This window comes from Acidovorax sp. NPDC077693 (assembly GCF_044542805.1).
Classification (GTDB): domain Bacteria; phylum Pseudomonadota; class Gammaproteobacteria; order Burkholderiales; family Burkholderiaceae_C; genus Acidovorax.
Genome location: NZ_JBITVD010000003.1, coordinates 242,601 through 255,252 on the forward strand (window position 1 = coordinate 242,601; position 12,652 = coordinate 255,252).

Here is a 12,652-nt window from a genome sequence, read left to right on the forward strand (position 1 = left end):
TCCTCCTCGCGCCACGCGCACTTTCCTTTTCATGACGCTTACTTCCCCCGCTGCTTCGGCACCATCCTTCGGTCTGGCTGTGACCTCCCCATTCATCGGCGACACCGTGCGCTGGCTGGAGCGGGCGGTGATCGGCCTGAACCTGTGCCCTTTTGCCAAGGGCGTCCATGTCAAGGGCCAGATCCACTATGCCTTGGCGTTGACCGACAATGCGGAACACGTGCTGGACCTGCTGCGTGAGGAACTTGCAGCGCTGGTGGCAACCCCGGCGCAGGAGCGCGATACGACGCTGATCGTGCTGCCGCACTGCCTGCACGACTTCCTCGATTTCAATGACTTTCTGGGCCGCGCCGAGGCGCTGCTTGAGGATTTGGAGCTGGAGGGCACCCTGCAGATCGCCAGCTTTCACCCGCAGTTCCAGTTTGCCGGGACCGACGCGGACGATGTCACCAACTGCACCAACCGATCTCCGTATCCCACCTTGCACCTGCTGCGCGAAGAGAGCATCGACCGTGCGGTCGAGGTGTTCCCCGAGGCGGAAAGCATCTTCGAGCGCAACATCGACGTGCTGCAGGCGCTGGGCACCCAGGGGTGGGCGGATCTGGATGTGGGGCCCGGTGCGGGCGGTGGGGCGGGTGCAGCCACGGCGGCAAGGGCGGTCGCACCATGAAGAATCACGCAATGGCCCGCGACACGGCAGCCACCGGTTCAGCCCCCGGCAAGGGCAAAGATAAAAACAAAGGCAATGACAAGGTGGGCGGCAAGAAGGGCCACGGCAAGGGCGCCAATGCCCCCGCCACGCAGGCCCACGAGCTGGCGGAGCTGCGGCCCGGGCAGTCTGTAGAGCTGCTCAAGGAGCTGCACATCCTGACCCGCGAGGGGCGCCTGAACCAGGACTCGCGCCGCAAGCTCAAGCAGGTGTACCACCTGTTCAACTTCATCGAGCCGTTGCTGGGCGAGCTGTCCGGCAGCGATCAGGGGCCCACGCTCGCCGACCATGGGGCGGGCAAGTCGTACCTGGGGTTCATCCTGTACGACTTGTACTTCAAGGCATTGGGGCGCGGGCGCATCTACGGGGTGGAGACGCGCTCCGAGCTGGTCGAAAAATCCCGTGCGCTGGCGCAAAAGCTGGAGTTCGAACGCATGTCGTTCCTCAATGTGTCGGTGGCGGAATCCACCGATGCGGACGAACTGCCGCCGCAGATCGATGTGGTGACGGCGCTGCATGCGTGCGATACCGCCACCGACGACGCTATCGCATTTGGCCTGCACAAGAAGGCGCGTGCAATGGTGCTGGTGCCGTGCTGCCAGGCCGAGATGGCCGCCTGTCTGCGTCAGGGGAAGGCGCTGCAGCTCACGCGCACGCCGCTGGCCGAGCTGTGGCGCCACCCACTGCACACCCGTGAGCTAGGGAGCCAGGTCACCAACGTGCTGCGGTGCCTGTACCTGGAGGCCAACGGGTACCAGGTCACAGTGACGGAGCTCGTGGGGTGGGAACACAGCATGAAGAACGAACTCATCATCGCCCGCTACACCGGCCAAAAAAAGCGCAGCGCAGCAGAACGCTTGCGCGCACTGCTGGCAGAGTTCGGGCTGCAATCGATGGAGAAGCTGCGGTATCCGGGCCTGCCGACCGCGTAGCTTGCGCAGCAGGTGCTTGTGCTGCTACAGGGCCCGGCCCTGCGGCAATGCAGCCAATCAGCTCTGCGGTGGGTCCTTGGAGCGCGTCTTGCTCACAGCGCTGAAGATGCCGATGCCCAGCAAGATCAATGCGCCGATGCCGATGTAAACCTGGGGTACCCCGGCAGTCACTGCCGCCCAGATCACGCCGGCCAGGAAGATCAGGAAGCCGAGCATGTAAAGTGCAAAAGACATGGGGTCCTTTCCGTGTTGTTGCTTCTGCCCGGATGGTCGCCGCTCGATGCTGCGGGCGATGTCGTCCCGCGGTACGCTCGCGTGTCGGACAATCCCAACAGCCACCCCGAGACCTACCTACCCATGGCCCGCCTGCCGCGCCTGACCCTGCCGGGTCATCTGCACCATGTCATCCAGCGGGGCAACAACCGCCAGCCCATCTTCGTGGACCGCGAAGACTTCGAGGCCATGCTCGCCCTGCTGGCGGACAACGCCCAGCGCCACGCGGTCGCCGTCCATGCCTATGTGCTCATGGACAACCACTTCCACCTGATGGCCACGCCTTCCACCGCGGACGGCCTGCCGCAGATGATGCAGGCGGTGGGGCGCCGCTATGTGCAGTACTTCAACCGCCGGCACGGCCGCACCGGCACGCTGTGGGAGGGCCGCTACCGCTCCACGGTGCTGCAGCCCGAGCGGTACCTGCTGCCCTGCATGGTGTACCTCGACCTGAATCCGGTCCGCTCGGGCGCTGTCGTGCAAGCCGTCGACTATCCGTGGTCCGGCCACGCGCACTGGCTGGGCCTGCGGGTGGACCGTTTGCTGACCCCGCACGCACTGTACTGGGCGCTGGGCAATACGCCGTTCGCGCGGGAAGCGGCCTATGGCGCTGCAGTGCAGGCGGGCATCAGCTCGCGGGAGCAAGCAGCGTTGACCACCTCCGCCCTCAGCGGTTGGGCGCTGGGTGACCCGGAATTTGTCGCCGAATTGCAAAAGCAGACGCCGCGCCGTGTGGTGCGCGGTAAGGCCGGGCGCCCGGTGTTGCTGCCGGTTTCTGAAGAGATTTAGGCGCTTTCGCTGTATGGATGTGTGCCATTTGCTATCATTTTTGACTTGTCCCCAATAAATTCCGTATTTATTTAGTAGGACAATAAAATGGAATCCGACCCCAATTAATATGCTTGCAACGCATGTTGCAATGCACTAATCTCCAACTCCCTGCGAAAAACATGAGGAGTGCGCCATGACCACGACGGCCGCCGAGATCCAGCATCTGCAACAACACGGTTTGTATTCATCCGGTAACGAACACGACGCCTGCGGGCTCGGCTTCGTCGCCCACATCAAGGGGGTGAAGCGCCACGACATCGTGACGCAGGCCCTCAAGATCCTGGAAAACATCGATCACCGGGGCGCCGTGGGTGCCGACCCGCTGATGGGTGACGGTGCGGGCATCCTGATCCAGATCCCCGATGCGCTGTACCGTGAAGAGATGGCCAAGCAGGGCATCACGCTGCCGGCGTCCGGCGAATACGGCGTGGGCATGATCTTCCTGCCCAAGGAGCATGCATCGCGCCTGGCCTGCGAGCAGGAGATGGAGCGTGCGATCAAGGCCGAAGGCCAGGTGCTGCTGGGCTGGCGCGATGTGCCGGTCAACCTCGACATGCCCATGTCGCCCACCGTGCGCAAGAAGGAGCCCATCCTGCGCCAGGTCTTCATCGGCCGTGGCAACGACGTGATCGTGCAGGACGCGCTGGAGCGCAAGCTGTACGTGATCCGCAAGACGGCCAGCGCCGCCATCCAGAACCTCAAGCTCAAGCACAGCAAGGAACACTACGGTCCCAGCATGTCCAGCCGCACCGTGGTCTACCAGGGCCTGCTGCTGGCCGACCAGGTGGGCGTGTACTACAAGGACCTGTCCGACGAGCGCTGCGTCTCGGCCATCGGCCTGGTGCACCAGCGTTTCTCCACCATCACCTTCCCCGAGTGGCCGCTGGCCCACCCGTACCGCTACGTGGCGCACAACGGTGAAATCAACACCGTCAAGGGCAACTACAACTGGATGAAGGCGCGCGAAGGCGTGATGGCCTCGCCCGTGCTGGCCGCCGACCTGCAAAAGCTCTACCCCATCAGCTTTGCCGACCAGTCCGACACCGCCACGTTCGACAACTGCCTCGAACTGCTGACCATGGCCGGCTACCCCATCAGCCAGGCCGTGATGATGATGATCCCCGAGCCGTGGGAGCAGCACACCACCATGGACGAGCGCCGCCGCGCCTTCTATGAATACCACGCCGCCATGCTCGAGCCCTGGGACGGCCCCGCCTCCATCGTGTTCACCGATGGCCGCCAGATCGGCGCCACGCTGGACCGCAACGGCCTGCGCCCCTCGCGCTACTGCATCACCGATGACGACCTGGTCATCATGGGCTCGGAATCCGGCGTGCTGCCCATCCCCGAGAACAAGATCGTGCGCAAGTGGCGCCTGCAGCCCGGCAAGATGTTCCTGATCGACCTGGAACAGGGCCGCATGATCGACGACGACGAGTTGAAAGCCAACATCGTCAACACCAAGCCCTACAAGCAGTGGATCGAAAACCTGCGCATCAAGCTCGACAGCGTGGGCACCGACACTGCGTCCACTCCCGACGCCGCGCCCCTGCCGCTGCTCGACCGTCAGCAGGCCTTCGGCTACACCCAGGAAGACATCAAGTTCCTGATGGCGCCCATGGCCAGGAACGGCGAAGAAGGCATCGGATCCATGGGCAACGACAGCCCGCTGGCCGTGCTCTCGGGCAAGAACAAGCCGCTGTACAACTACTTCAAGCAGCTGTTCGCGCAGGTGACCAACCCGCCCATCGACCCGATCCGCGAAGCCATCGTGATGTCGCTGGTGTCCTTCATCGGACCCAAGCCCAACCTGCTGGACATCAACCAGGTCAACCCGCCGATGCGCCTGGAAGTGAGCCAGCCCGTGCTGGACTTCGCTGACATGGCCAAGCTGCGCAACATCGAGAAGTACACGCAGGGCAAGTTCAAGAGCGCCACCATCGACATCACCTACCCGCTGGACTGGGGCCGTGAAGGCGTGGAAGCCAAGCTCGCGTCGCTGTGCGCGCAGGCCGTGGACGCCATCAAGGGCGGCGCCAACATCCTGATCGTCAGCGACCGCGCCGTGAGTGCCACCCAGGTGGCCATCCCCGCGCTGCTGGCCCTGTCGGCCATCCACCAGCACCTGGTGGGCGCAGGCCTGCGCACCACCGCCGGCCTGGTGGTCGAGACCGGTACCGCGCGTGAAGTGCACCACTTCGCCGTGCTGGGCGGTTACGGCGCGGAAGCCGTGCACCCCTACCTCGCCATGGAAACCCTGGCCGAGATGCACTCGGGTCTGGCAGGCGACCTGTCGCCGGACAAGGCCATCTACAACTACGTCAAGGCCATCGGCAAGGGCCTGTCCAAGATCATGTCCAAGATGGGCGTGAGCACCTACATGTCCTACTGCGGCGCGCAGCTGTTCGAGGCCATCGGCCTGAACACCGACACCGTGGGCAAGTACTTCACCGGCACCGCCAGCCGCGTGGAAGGCATCGGCGTGTTCGAGATCGCCGAAGAAGCCATCCGCATGCACAAGGCCGCATTCGGCGACGACCCCGTGCTGGCCACCATGCTGGACGCCGGCGGCGAATACGCGTGGCGCACCCGCGGCGAAGACCATATGTGGACGCCCGACGCGATCGCCAAGCTGCAGCACAGCACGCGCGCCAACAACTGGAACACGTACAAGGAATACGCCCAGATCATCAACGACCAGAGCAAGCGCCACCTCACGCTGCGCGGCCTGTTCGAGTTCAAGATCGACCCCTCCAAGGCCATCTCCATCGACGAGGTCGAGCCCGCCAAGGAAATCGTCAAGCGTTTCGCCACCGGAGCGATGTCGCTGGGCTCCATCTCCACCGAGGCGCACGCCACGCTGGCCGTGGCCATGAACCGCATCGGCGGCAAGAGCAATACCGGCGAAGGCGGCGAAGACGCTGCGCGCTACCGCAACGAACTCAAAGGCATCCCGATCAAGAAGGGCGATACCCTCAAAAGCGTGATCGGCGCCGCCAACGTCGAGGTCGACCTGCCCCTGCAGGACGGCGACTCGCTGCGCAGCCGCATCAAGCAGGTCGCGTCGGGCCGCTTCGGCGTCACGGCCGAGTACCTGTCGTCGGCCGACCAGATCCAGATCAAGATGGCCCAGGGCGCCAAGCCCGGCGAAGGCGGCCAGCTCCCTGGCGGCAAGGTGTCCAACTACATCGGCAAGCTGCGCCACAGCGTGCCGGGCGTGGGCCTGATCTCGCCCCCGCCGCACCACGACATCTACTCCATCGAAGACCTGGCCCAGCTGATCCATGACCTGAAGAATGTGGCGCCGCACGCCACCATCAGCACCAAGCTGGTGTCAGAAGTGGGCGTGGGCACCATCGCCGCGGGCGTCACCAAGTGCAAGAGCGACCACCTCGTGATCGCCGGGCACGACGGCGGCACGGGCGCATCGCCCTGGTCGTCCATCAAGCACGCGGGCGGCCCGTGGGAGATCGGCCTGGCCGAAACCCAGCAGACCCTGGTGCTCAACCGCCTGCGCGGCCGTGTGCGCGTGCAGGCCGACGGCCAGATGAAGACCGGCCGCGACGTCGCCATCGGCGCGCTGCTGGGCGCGGATGAATTCGGCTTCGCCACGGCACCGCTGGTGGTCGAGGGCTGCATCATGATGCGCAAGTGCCACCTGAACACCTGCCCCGTGGGCGTGGCCACGCAGGACCCCGAACTGCGCAAGAAGTTCTCGGGCAAGCCCGAGCACGTGGTGAACTACTTCTTCTTCATCGCCGAAGAAGTGCGCCAGATCATGGCGCAGCTCGGCATCAGGAAGTTCGACGACCTGATCGGCCGCTCCGACCTGCTCGACACCCGCTCTGGCATTGCCCACTGGAAGGCACGCGGCCTGGACTTCGGCCGCCTGTTCGCCCAGCCCAATGTGCCCGCCGATGTGCCGCGCTACCACGTGGACGTGCAGGACCACAACATCACCAACACCCTGGACCGCAAGCTCATCGAGCGCAGCAAGCCCGCCATCGAAAAGGGCGAGCGCGTGCAGTTCATCGAGGTGGCCCGCAACGTGAACCGCTCCGTGGGCGCCATGCTCTCCGGCGCCGTGACGCGCGTGCACCCCGAAGGCCTGCCGGACGACACCATCCGCATCCAGCTCGAAGGCACGGGCGGGCAGTCGTTCGGTGCGTTCCTCACCCGCGGCATCACGCTGTACCTGATTGGCGACGCCAACGACTACACCGGCAAGGGCCTGTCCGGCGGCCGCGTGATCGTGCGCCCCAGCATCGACTTCCGCGGTGAATCCGTGCGCAACACCATCGTGGGCAACACGGTGATGTACGGCGCCACCACGGGCGAGGCCTTCTTCAGCGGCGTGGCCGGCGAACGCTTTGCCGTGCGCCTGTCGGGTGCCACTGCGGTGGTGGAAGGCACGGGCGACCATGGCTGCGAATACATGACCGGCGGCACCGTGGTGGTGCTCGGCAAGACCGGCCGCAACTTCGCGGCGGGCATGAGCGGTGGCGTGGCCTATGTGTACGACGAGGACGGCCAGTTCGACACGCGCTGCAACATGTCCATGGTGACGCTGGAGCGCATCCTGCCCGCCTCGGAGCAAGAGGCCACGATGCCCCGTTCCATCTGGCACGGTGGCCAGAGCGACGAAGCGCAGCTCAAGAAGCTGCTGGAAGACCACAACCGCTGGACCGGCAGCAAGCGTGCCCGCGAACTGCTGGACAACTGGGCCGCGTCGCGCGGCAAGTTCGTCAAGGTCTTCCCGACCGAGTACAAGCGCGCACTGGCTGAAATTTATGAACGAAAAGTGCTGGAAGAGCCCGCTACGCCTGCGGTAGCAGCTCCTGAAAAGGTAGCGGTGCCCGCCAAGTAAGGTGAGCCGCGACCGACACCTCACCGTTCATAGACCAAAGATTCAAGGACACCGTCATGGGAAAGACCACCGGCTTCATGGAGTACGAGCGCATCGAAGAGGGCTACAAGCCCGTCGGCGAGCGCCTGAAGCACTACAAGGAATTCGTCATCGGCCTCGATGACTCGCAGGCCAAGATCCAGGGCGCGCGCTGCATGGACTGCGGCACGCCGTTCTGCAACAGCGGCTGCCCCGTCAACAACATCATTCCGGACTTCAACGACCTGGTCTATCACCAGGACTGGAAGAGCGCGATCGAGGTGCTGCACAGCACCAACAACTTCCCCGAGTTCACCGGCCGCATCTGCCCCGCGCCCTGCGAGGCTGCCTGCGTGCTCAATGTGAACGACGACGCCGTGGGCATCAAGTCCATCGAGCACGCCATCATCGACCGCGCCTGGGACGAAGGCTGGGTGCAGCCGCGCCCCGCCAAGCACCAGACGGGCAAGAAGGTCGCCGTGGTGGGCTCGGGCCCTGCAGGCATGGCGGCGGCGCAGCAACTGGCGCGCGCCGGCCACAGCGTCACGCTGTTCGAGAAGAACGACCGCATCGGCGGGCTGCTGCGCTATGGCATCCCAGACTTCAAGATGGAGAAGTCGCACATCGACCGCCGCGCCAAGCAGATGGAAGCTGAAGGCGTGACCATCCGCACCGGCGTGTTCGTCGGTGCCGCCAAGGACGGCCTGGGCAAGGATTCCAAGGTGACCAACTGGGCCAAGGAAACCATCACGCCCGAGCAGCTGCAAAAGGACTTCGACGCCGTGGTGCTGACCGGTGGCGCCGAGCAGTCGCGCGACCTGCCCGTGCCCGGCCGCGACCTGGACGGCATCCACTTCGCGATGGAATTCCTGCCGCAGCAGAACAAGGTCAACGCGGGCGACAAGCTCAAGGGCCAGTTGCGCGCCGATGGCAAGCACGTCATCGTGATCGGTGGCGGCGACACCGGCAGCGACTGCGTGGGCACCAGCAACCGCCACGGCGCCGTGAGCGTCACGCAGTTCGAGCTGATGCCCCAGCCGCCCGCCGAAGAAAACCGCCCCATGACCTGGCCCTACTGGCCGATCAAGCTGCGCACGAGCTCCAGCCACGATGAGGGCTGCGAGCGCGAGTTCGCCATCTCCACCAAGGAGTTCATCGGCGAAAAGGGCAAGGTCACCGGCCTCAAGACCGTGCGCGTGGAGTGGAAGGACGGCAAGATGGTCGAAGTGGCGGGCTCCGAGACGGTGCTCAAGGCCGACCTGGTGCTGTTGGCCATGGGCTTCGTGAGCCCTGTGGCTGCCGTGCTCGAAGCCTTTGGCGTGGACAAGGACGCCCGTGGCAACGCGCGCGCCACCACCGAATTCGACGGCGGCTATGCGACCAACGTGCCCAAGGTGTTTGCAGCCGGCGACATCCGCCGCGGCCAGTCCCTGGTGGTCTGGGCCATCCGCGAAGGCCGCCAGGCTGCGCGGGCCGTCGACGAATTCCTCATGGGCTATTCGGACCTGCCCCGCTGAGCGGTCCCGGGCCCACCCCCTGAGCCTGCGTGCCGCGGGCTGCCAACGGCGCCTTCGGGCGCCGTTTCTCTTGGGACGCAGGGGCCGCAACCGGCACAAACGCCGGGGGCGTGGCAGTTGATCGGCAGGTGTGGGGCAGGTGCTTGGGGTCGGGGCAGGGCGCTGAAAGGACGTCGTAACGCAACGGGCGCGGCCGTGAAACTCTTGGAGAGGGCGGTCCTGGGACGGTGACGGCCTGATCGCTTCATGTACCAAGCCAGCCCGATGTTCCCTGAGGGCGGCGCGGCTCGGGCGACCGCCGAGACAGCATTCTGTGCCGCATGGGCACCGCCCACACCCAGCTTTGCCTTTCTTGGCACAATCGAGGTCTGTGGCGGTAGGGGGCAAACACCCATGAGCGGTTCTTTAACCCCCTCTGCAGGTGCTTCAAATTGCAAACATACATGAATGTATGTTTAAGTCTTCGGCTACCATCGCAGCTGCCATTTCCCTTGTTTTCTGGCTCCGGCCAGCCCGGATCGCCTGAAATCCATCCCGTCCTGCATGCCTGAGTCCTCCTTTCTTGCCGAATTGCGCAACGTCACCTTCTCGTACGGTGACCGCACGATCCTGCGCGATGTGACGCTCTCCGTGCCGCGCGGCAAGGTGACGGCCCTCATGGGCGCGTCCGGGGGCGGCAAGACCACCGTGCTGCGCCTGATCGGCGGGCAGCAGAAGGCCCAGAGCGGCCAGGTGCTGTTCGACGGCCAGGACGTGGCAGGGCTCGATGCCGCGGGCCTGTACGCAGCCCGCCGGCGCATGGGCATGCTGTTCCAGTTCGGTGCGCTGTTCACCGACCTGTCGGTGTTCGAGAACGTGGCGTTTCCGCTGCGCGAGCACACCGACCTCTCCGACACGCTGATCCGCGACGTGGTGCTCATGAAGCTGCACGCCGTGGGCCTGCGCGGCGCACGCGACCTCATGCCCAGCCAGATCTCCGGCGGCATGGCGCGGCGTGTGGCGCTGGCGCGGGCGATTGCGCTGGACCCGGAGCTCGTCATGTACGACGAGCCCTTTGCGGGGCTGGACCCGATCTCGCTGGGCACGGCCGCGCAGCTCATCCGCCAGCTCAACGATGCCATGGGCCTGACCAGCATCATCGTCTCGCACGACCTGGAAGAGACCTTTCGCCTGGCCGACCACGTGATCATCCTGGGCGCCGGCGTGGTGGCGGCGCAGGGCACGCCCGATGAAGTGCGTGCCAGCACCGACCCGCTGGTGCACCAGTTCGTGAACGCGCTGCCCACGGGGCCGGTTCCTTTTCATTACGCAGGGCCCTCCGCGGAAGAGGACTTCGGCCCGCTCGGAGGGAAGGTGCTGTGAGCTGGTACAAGCCGTCCGACGTGGGTTTCGCGGTGCGCCAGAAGCTGGCCGACATCGGCATGGCGGCGCGCCTGTTCGCGCGGCTGCTGCGCCTGGGCGGCGCCGCTTTCATGCGGCCTGCGCTGGTGCGCGACCAGATCCACTTCCTGGGCAACTATTCGCTGGCCATCATCGCGGTGTCCGGGCTGTTCGTCGGTTTTGTGCTGGGCCTGCAGGGCTATTACACGCTGCAGCGCTATGGCGCCTCGGAAGCGCTGGGCCTGCTGGTGGCGCTGTCGCTGGTGCGCGAGCTGGGCCCGGTGGTCACGGCCTTGCTCTTCGCGGGCCGGGCGGGCACCTCGCTCACGGCCGAGATCGGCCTGATGCGCGCGGGCGAGCAGCTCAGTGCGATGGAAATGATGGCGGTCGACCCGGTGCGCCGCATCCTGGCGCCGCGCTTTTGGGCCGGCGTGATCACCATGCCCCTGCTGGCGGCGGTGTTCAGCGCCGTCGGCGTGATCGGCGGCTGGGTCGTCGGCGTGGTCATGATCGGCGTGGACCACGGTGCGTTCTGGAGTCAGATGCAGGGCGGTGTGGATGTCTGGCGCGACGTGGGCAATGGCGTGATCAAGAGCTTCGTGTTCGGCGTCACCGTCACCTTCGTGGCGCTGCTGCAGGGCTTTGCGGCCAAGCCCACGCCCGAGGGCGTGGCGCGCGCCACGACCCGCACGGTGGTGATGGCGTCCCTGGCCGTGCTGGCGCTCGACTTCATCCTGACGGCCCTGATGTTCAGTATCTGACGCCGGCACAGCCGCTGGCCAAGAGGAATCCAAACAATGCAACCATCCAAAAACGATCTCTGGGTAGGGCTTTTCGTCATGCTCGGCACGGTGGCGCTGGTGTTTCTGGCGCTGCAGTCGGCCAACCTGCTGAGCCTGAACCTCCAGCCGGGCTACCGCATCACCGCGCGCTTCGACAACATCGGGGGCCTCAAGCCCCAGGCCGCGGTGCGCGGCGCGGGCGTGGTGGTCGGGCGCGTGGAGTCCATCACGTTCGACGACAAGACCTACCAGGCCCGCGTGACGCTGGCGATGGAAAACCGCTACGCTTTCCCCAAGGACAGCTCCCTCAAGATCCTCACCAGCGGCCTGCTGGGCGAGCAGTACATCGGCATCGAGGCCGGTGCTGACGAAAAGAATCTGGTGGCCGGCGACATGGTCACTTCCACGCAGTCCGCCGTGGTGCTCGAGAACCTGATCGGACAATTCCTCTACAACAAGGCCGAAGACGGCAGCAACAGCAAGCCCCCAGGGGCAGGTGACAAGAAATGACGACGATGACCAAGCTCTCCCAACCTGCCGCCCGCGCCGCCGCGTGGCTGGCCTTTCTGCTGGGAGCCGCACTGCTCACCGGCTGCGCCACCGTGGCCAACCCCGACCCGCGCGATCCGTTCGAGTCGTACAACCGCAGCATGACCAACTTCAACGAGCAGGTCGATGCGCTGGTGCTCCGGCCGGTGGCGATTGCCTACAAGGACGTCACGCCGGCGCCGGTGCGCACCGGCGTGAGCAACTTCTTCGCCAACATCGGCGACGTGTGGTCGTTTGTGAACAACGTGCTGCAGCTGCGCGGCGAGGCGGCCGCATCCACCTTCATGCGGGTCAATGTGAACACGTTCATGGGACTGGGCGGCGTGCTCGACATCGCCAGCGAACTGGGCATCGACCGCTACAAGCAGGACTTCGGCCTGACGCTCGGTTACTGGGGCGTGGACACGGGGCCGTACCTGGTGCTGCCCATCCTGGGGCCATCGACCGTGCGCGACACGCTGGCGCTGCCGGTGGACATGAAGGGCAATGTGGTCAGCTATGTGGACCCGGTGTCGGCCCGCAACTCGCTGTACGCCCTGCGTGCGGTGGACGTGCGCGCCAACCTGCTGCGCGCGGGCTCCGTGCTCGACAGCGCCGCGCTGGACAAGTACAGCTTCACGCGCGACGTGTTCCTGCAGGTGCGCAGCCAGCAGCTGGTGAGCACGGCAGTGAACGGCGACGACAAGGAAGACCGCAACGGCAACGACGGCGTGCTGCCCCAGGAGCCTCCGCGCTGAATGCGCGCCGCGCTGTGGCGTAGTCGCCGCGGCGCGTTCGTTGCACTTGCTTGCAAC

Annotated in this window: 10 protein-coding genes; 9 read left to right on the forward strand and 1 reads right to left on the reverse strand. The window is 65.5% G+C overall.

Annotation, left to right across the window (positions count from 1 at the left end; translation table 11 throughout):
- The first annotated feature begins 31 nt into the window (after nucleotides 1–31).
- Nucleotides 32–670 (forward strand): DUF1415 domain-containing protein, encoded by a 639-nt coding sequence (locus ACIGHN_RS05060; RefSeq protein ID WP_396503506.1) that lies wholly within the window; start codon nucleotides 32–34, stop codon nucleotides 668–670.
- On the forward strand, nucleotides 667–1,641 hold the full coding sequence (locus ACIGHN_RS05065) for a class I SAM-dependent methyltransferase (RefSeq protein WP_396503507.1): 975 nt from the start codon (nucleotides 667–669) through the stop codon (nucleotides 1,639–1,641). Before ACIGHN_RS05060 ends, ACIGHN_RS05065 begins: the two co-directional genes overlap by 4 nt.
- Nucleotides 1,642–1,698: 57 nt before the next feature.
- Here the strand turns inward: ACIGHN_RS05065 and ACIGHN_RS05070 are convergent, their stop codons facing one another.
- On the reverse strand, nucleotides 1,699–1,875 hold the full coding sequence (locus ACIGHN_RS05070; protein WP_056415353.1) for a hypothetical protein: 177 nt from the start codon (nucleotides 1,873–1,875) through the stop codon (nucleotides 1,699–1,701).
- A gap of 123 nt (nucleotides 1,876–1,998) precedes the next feature.
- On the opposite strand from ACIGHN_RS05070, the gene ACIGHN_RS05075 reads away from it, so the two are divergent.
- From ACIGHN_RS05075 to ACIGHN_RS05105, 7 genes are all read left to right on the forward strand, one after another.
- Complete coding sequence (locus ACIGHN_RS05075; RefSeq protein ID WP_396503598.1) at nucleotides 1,999–2,703, forward strand: transposase; 705 nt, start codon at nucleotides 1,999–2,001, stop codon at nucleotides 2,701–2,703.
- A 175-nt stretch (nucleotides 2,704–2,878) separates the two neighbouring features.
- Nucleotides 2,879–7,612 carry a glutamate synthase-related protein gene (locus ACIGHN_RS05080; RefSeq protein WP_396503508.1) on the forward strand — a complete coding sequence of 1,578 codons (4,734 nt, stop codon included), beginning with the start codon at nucleotides 2,879–2,881 and terminating at the stop codon, nucleotides 7,610–7,612.
- 56 nt (nucleotides 7,613–7,668) lie between these two features.
- Complete coding sequence (locus tag ACIGHN_RS05085; protein WP_056415360.1) at nucleotides 7,669–9,147, forward strand: glutamate synthase subunit beta; 1,479 nt, start codon at nucleotides 7,669–7,671, stop codon at nucleotides 9,145–9,147.
- 543 nt (nucleotides 9,148–9,690) lie between these two features.
- Entirely contained in the window at nucleotides 9,691–10,509 is an 819-nt protein-coding gene (locus ACIGHN_RS05090; protein WP_056415363.1) for an ABC transporter ATP-binding protein, read from the forward strand.
- Nucleotides 10,506–11,288, forward strand: coding sequence for a lipid asymmetry maintenance ABC transporter permease subunit MlaE (mlaE, locus tag ACIGHN_RS05095; protein WP_056415366.1), 783 nt, complete (start codon nucleotides 10,506–10,508; stop codon nucleotides 11,286–11,288). The genes ACIGHN_RS05090 and mlaE overlap by 4 nt, the downstream gene beginning before the upstream one ends.
- Before the next feature lie 36 nt (nucleotides 11,289–11,324).
- The gene (mlaD, locus tag ACIGHN_RS05100; protein WP_396503509.1) at nucleotides 11,325–11,819 is read left to right on the forward strand and encodes an outer membrane lipid asymmetry maintenance protein MlaD; all 495 of its coding nucleotides are present in this window, start codon (nucleotides 11,325–11,327) and stop codon (nucleotides 11,817–11,819) included.
- Between the two features lie 5 nt (nucleotides 11,820–11,824).
- Entirely contained in the window at nucleotides 11,825–12,595 is a 771-nt protein-coding gene (locus ACIGHN_RS05105; RefSeq protein WP_396503510.1) for a VacJ family lipoprotein, read from the forward strand.
- Nucleotides 12,596–12,652 lie beyond the last annotated feature (57 nt).

Bases quoted from the DNA above. Each gene is read 5' to 3' on its own strand.
- ACIGHN_RS05060 (WP_396503506.1), top strand. From the start codon at position 32: ATGACGCTTACTTCCCCCGCTGCTTCGGCACCATCCTTCGGTCTGGCT.
- ACIGHN_RS05065 (WP_396503507.1), top strand. From the start codon at position 667: ATGAAGAATCACGCAATGGCCCGCGACACGGCAGCCACCGGTTCAGCC.
- ACIGHN_RS05070 (WP_056415353.1), bottom strand. From the start codon at position 1,875: ATGTCTTTTGCACTTTACATGCTCGGCTTCCTGATCTTCCTGGCCGGC.
- ACIGHN_RS05075 (WP_396503598.1), top strand. From the start codon at position 1,999: ATGGCCCGCCTGCCGCGCCTGACCCTGCCGGGTCATCTGCACCATGTC.
- ACIGHN_RS05080 (WP_396503508.1), top strand. From the start codon at position 2,879: ATGACCACGACGGCCGCCGAGATCCAGCATCTGCAACAACACGGTTTG.
- ACIGHN_RS05085 (WP_056415360.1), top strand. From the start codon at position 7,669: ATGGGAAAGACCACCGGCTTCATGGAGTACGAGCGCATCGAAGAGGGC.
- ACIGHN_RS05090 (WP_056415363.1), top strand. From the start codon at position 9,691: ATGCCTGAGTCCTCCTTTCTTGCCGAATTGCGCAACGTCACCTTCTCG.
- mlaD (WP_396503509.1), top strand. From the start codon at position 11,325: ATGCAACCATCCAAAAACGATCTCTGGGTAGGGCTTTTCGTCATGCTC.
- ACIGHN_RS05105 (WP_396503510.1), top strand. From the start codon at position 11,825: ATGACCAAGCTCTCCCAACCTGCCGCCCGCGCCGCCGCGTGGCTGGCC.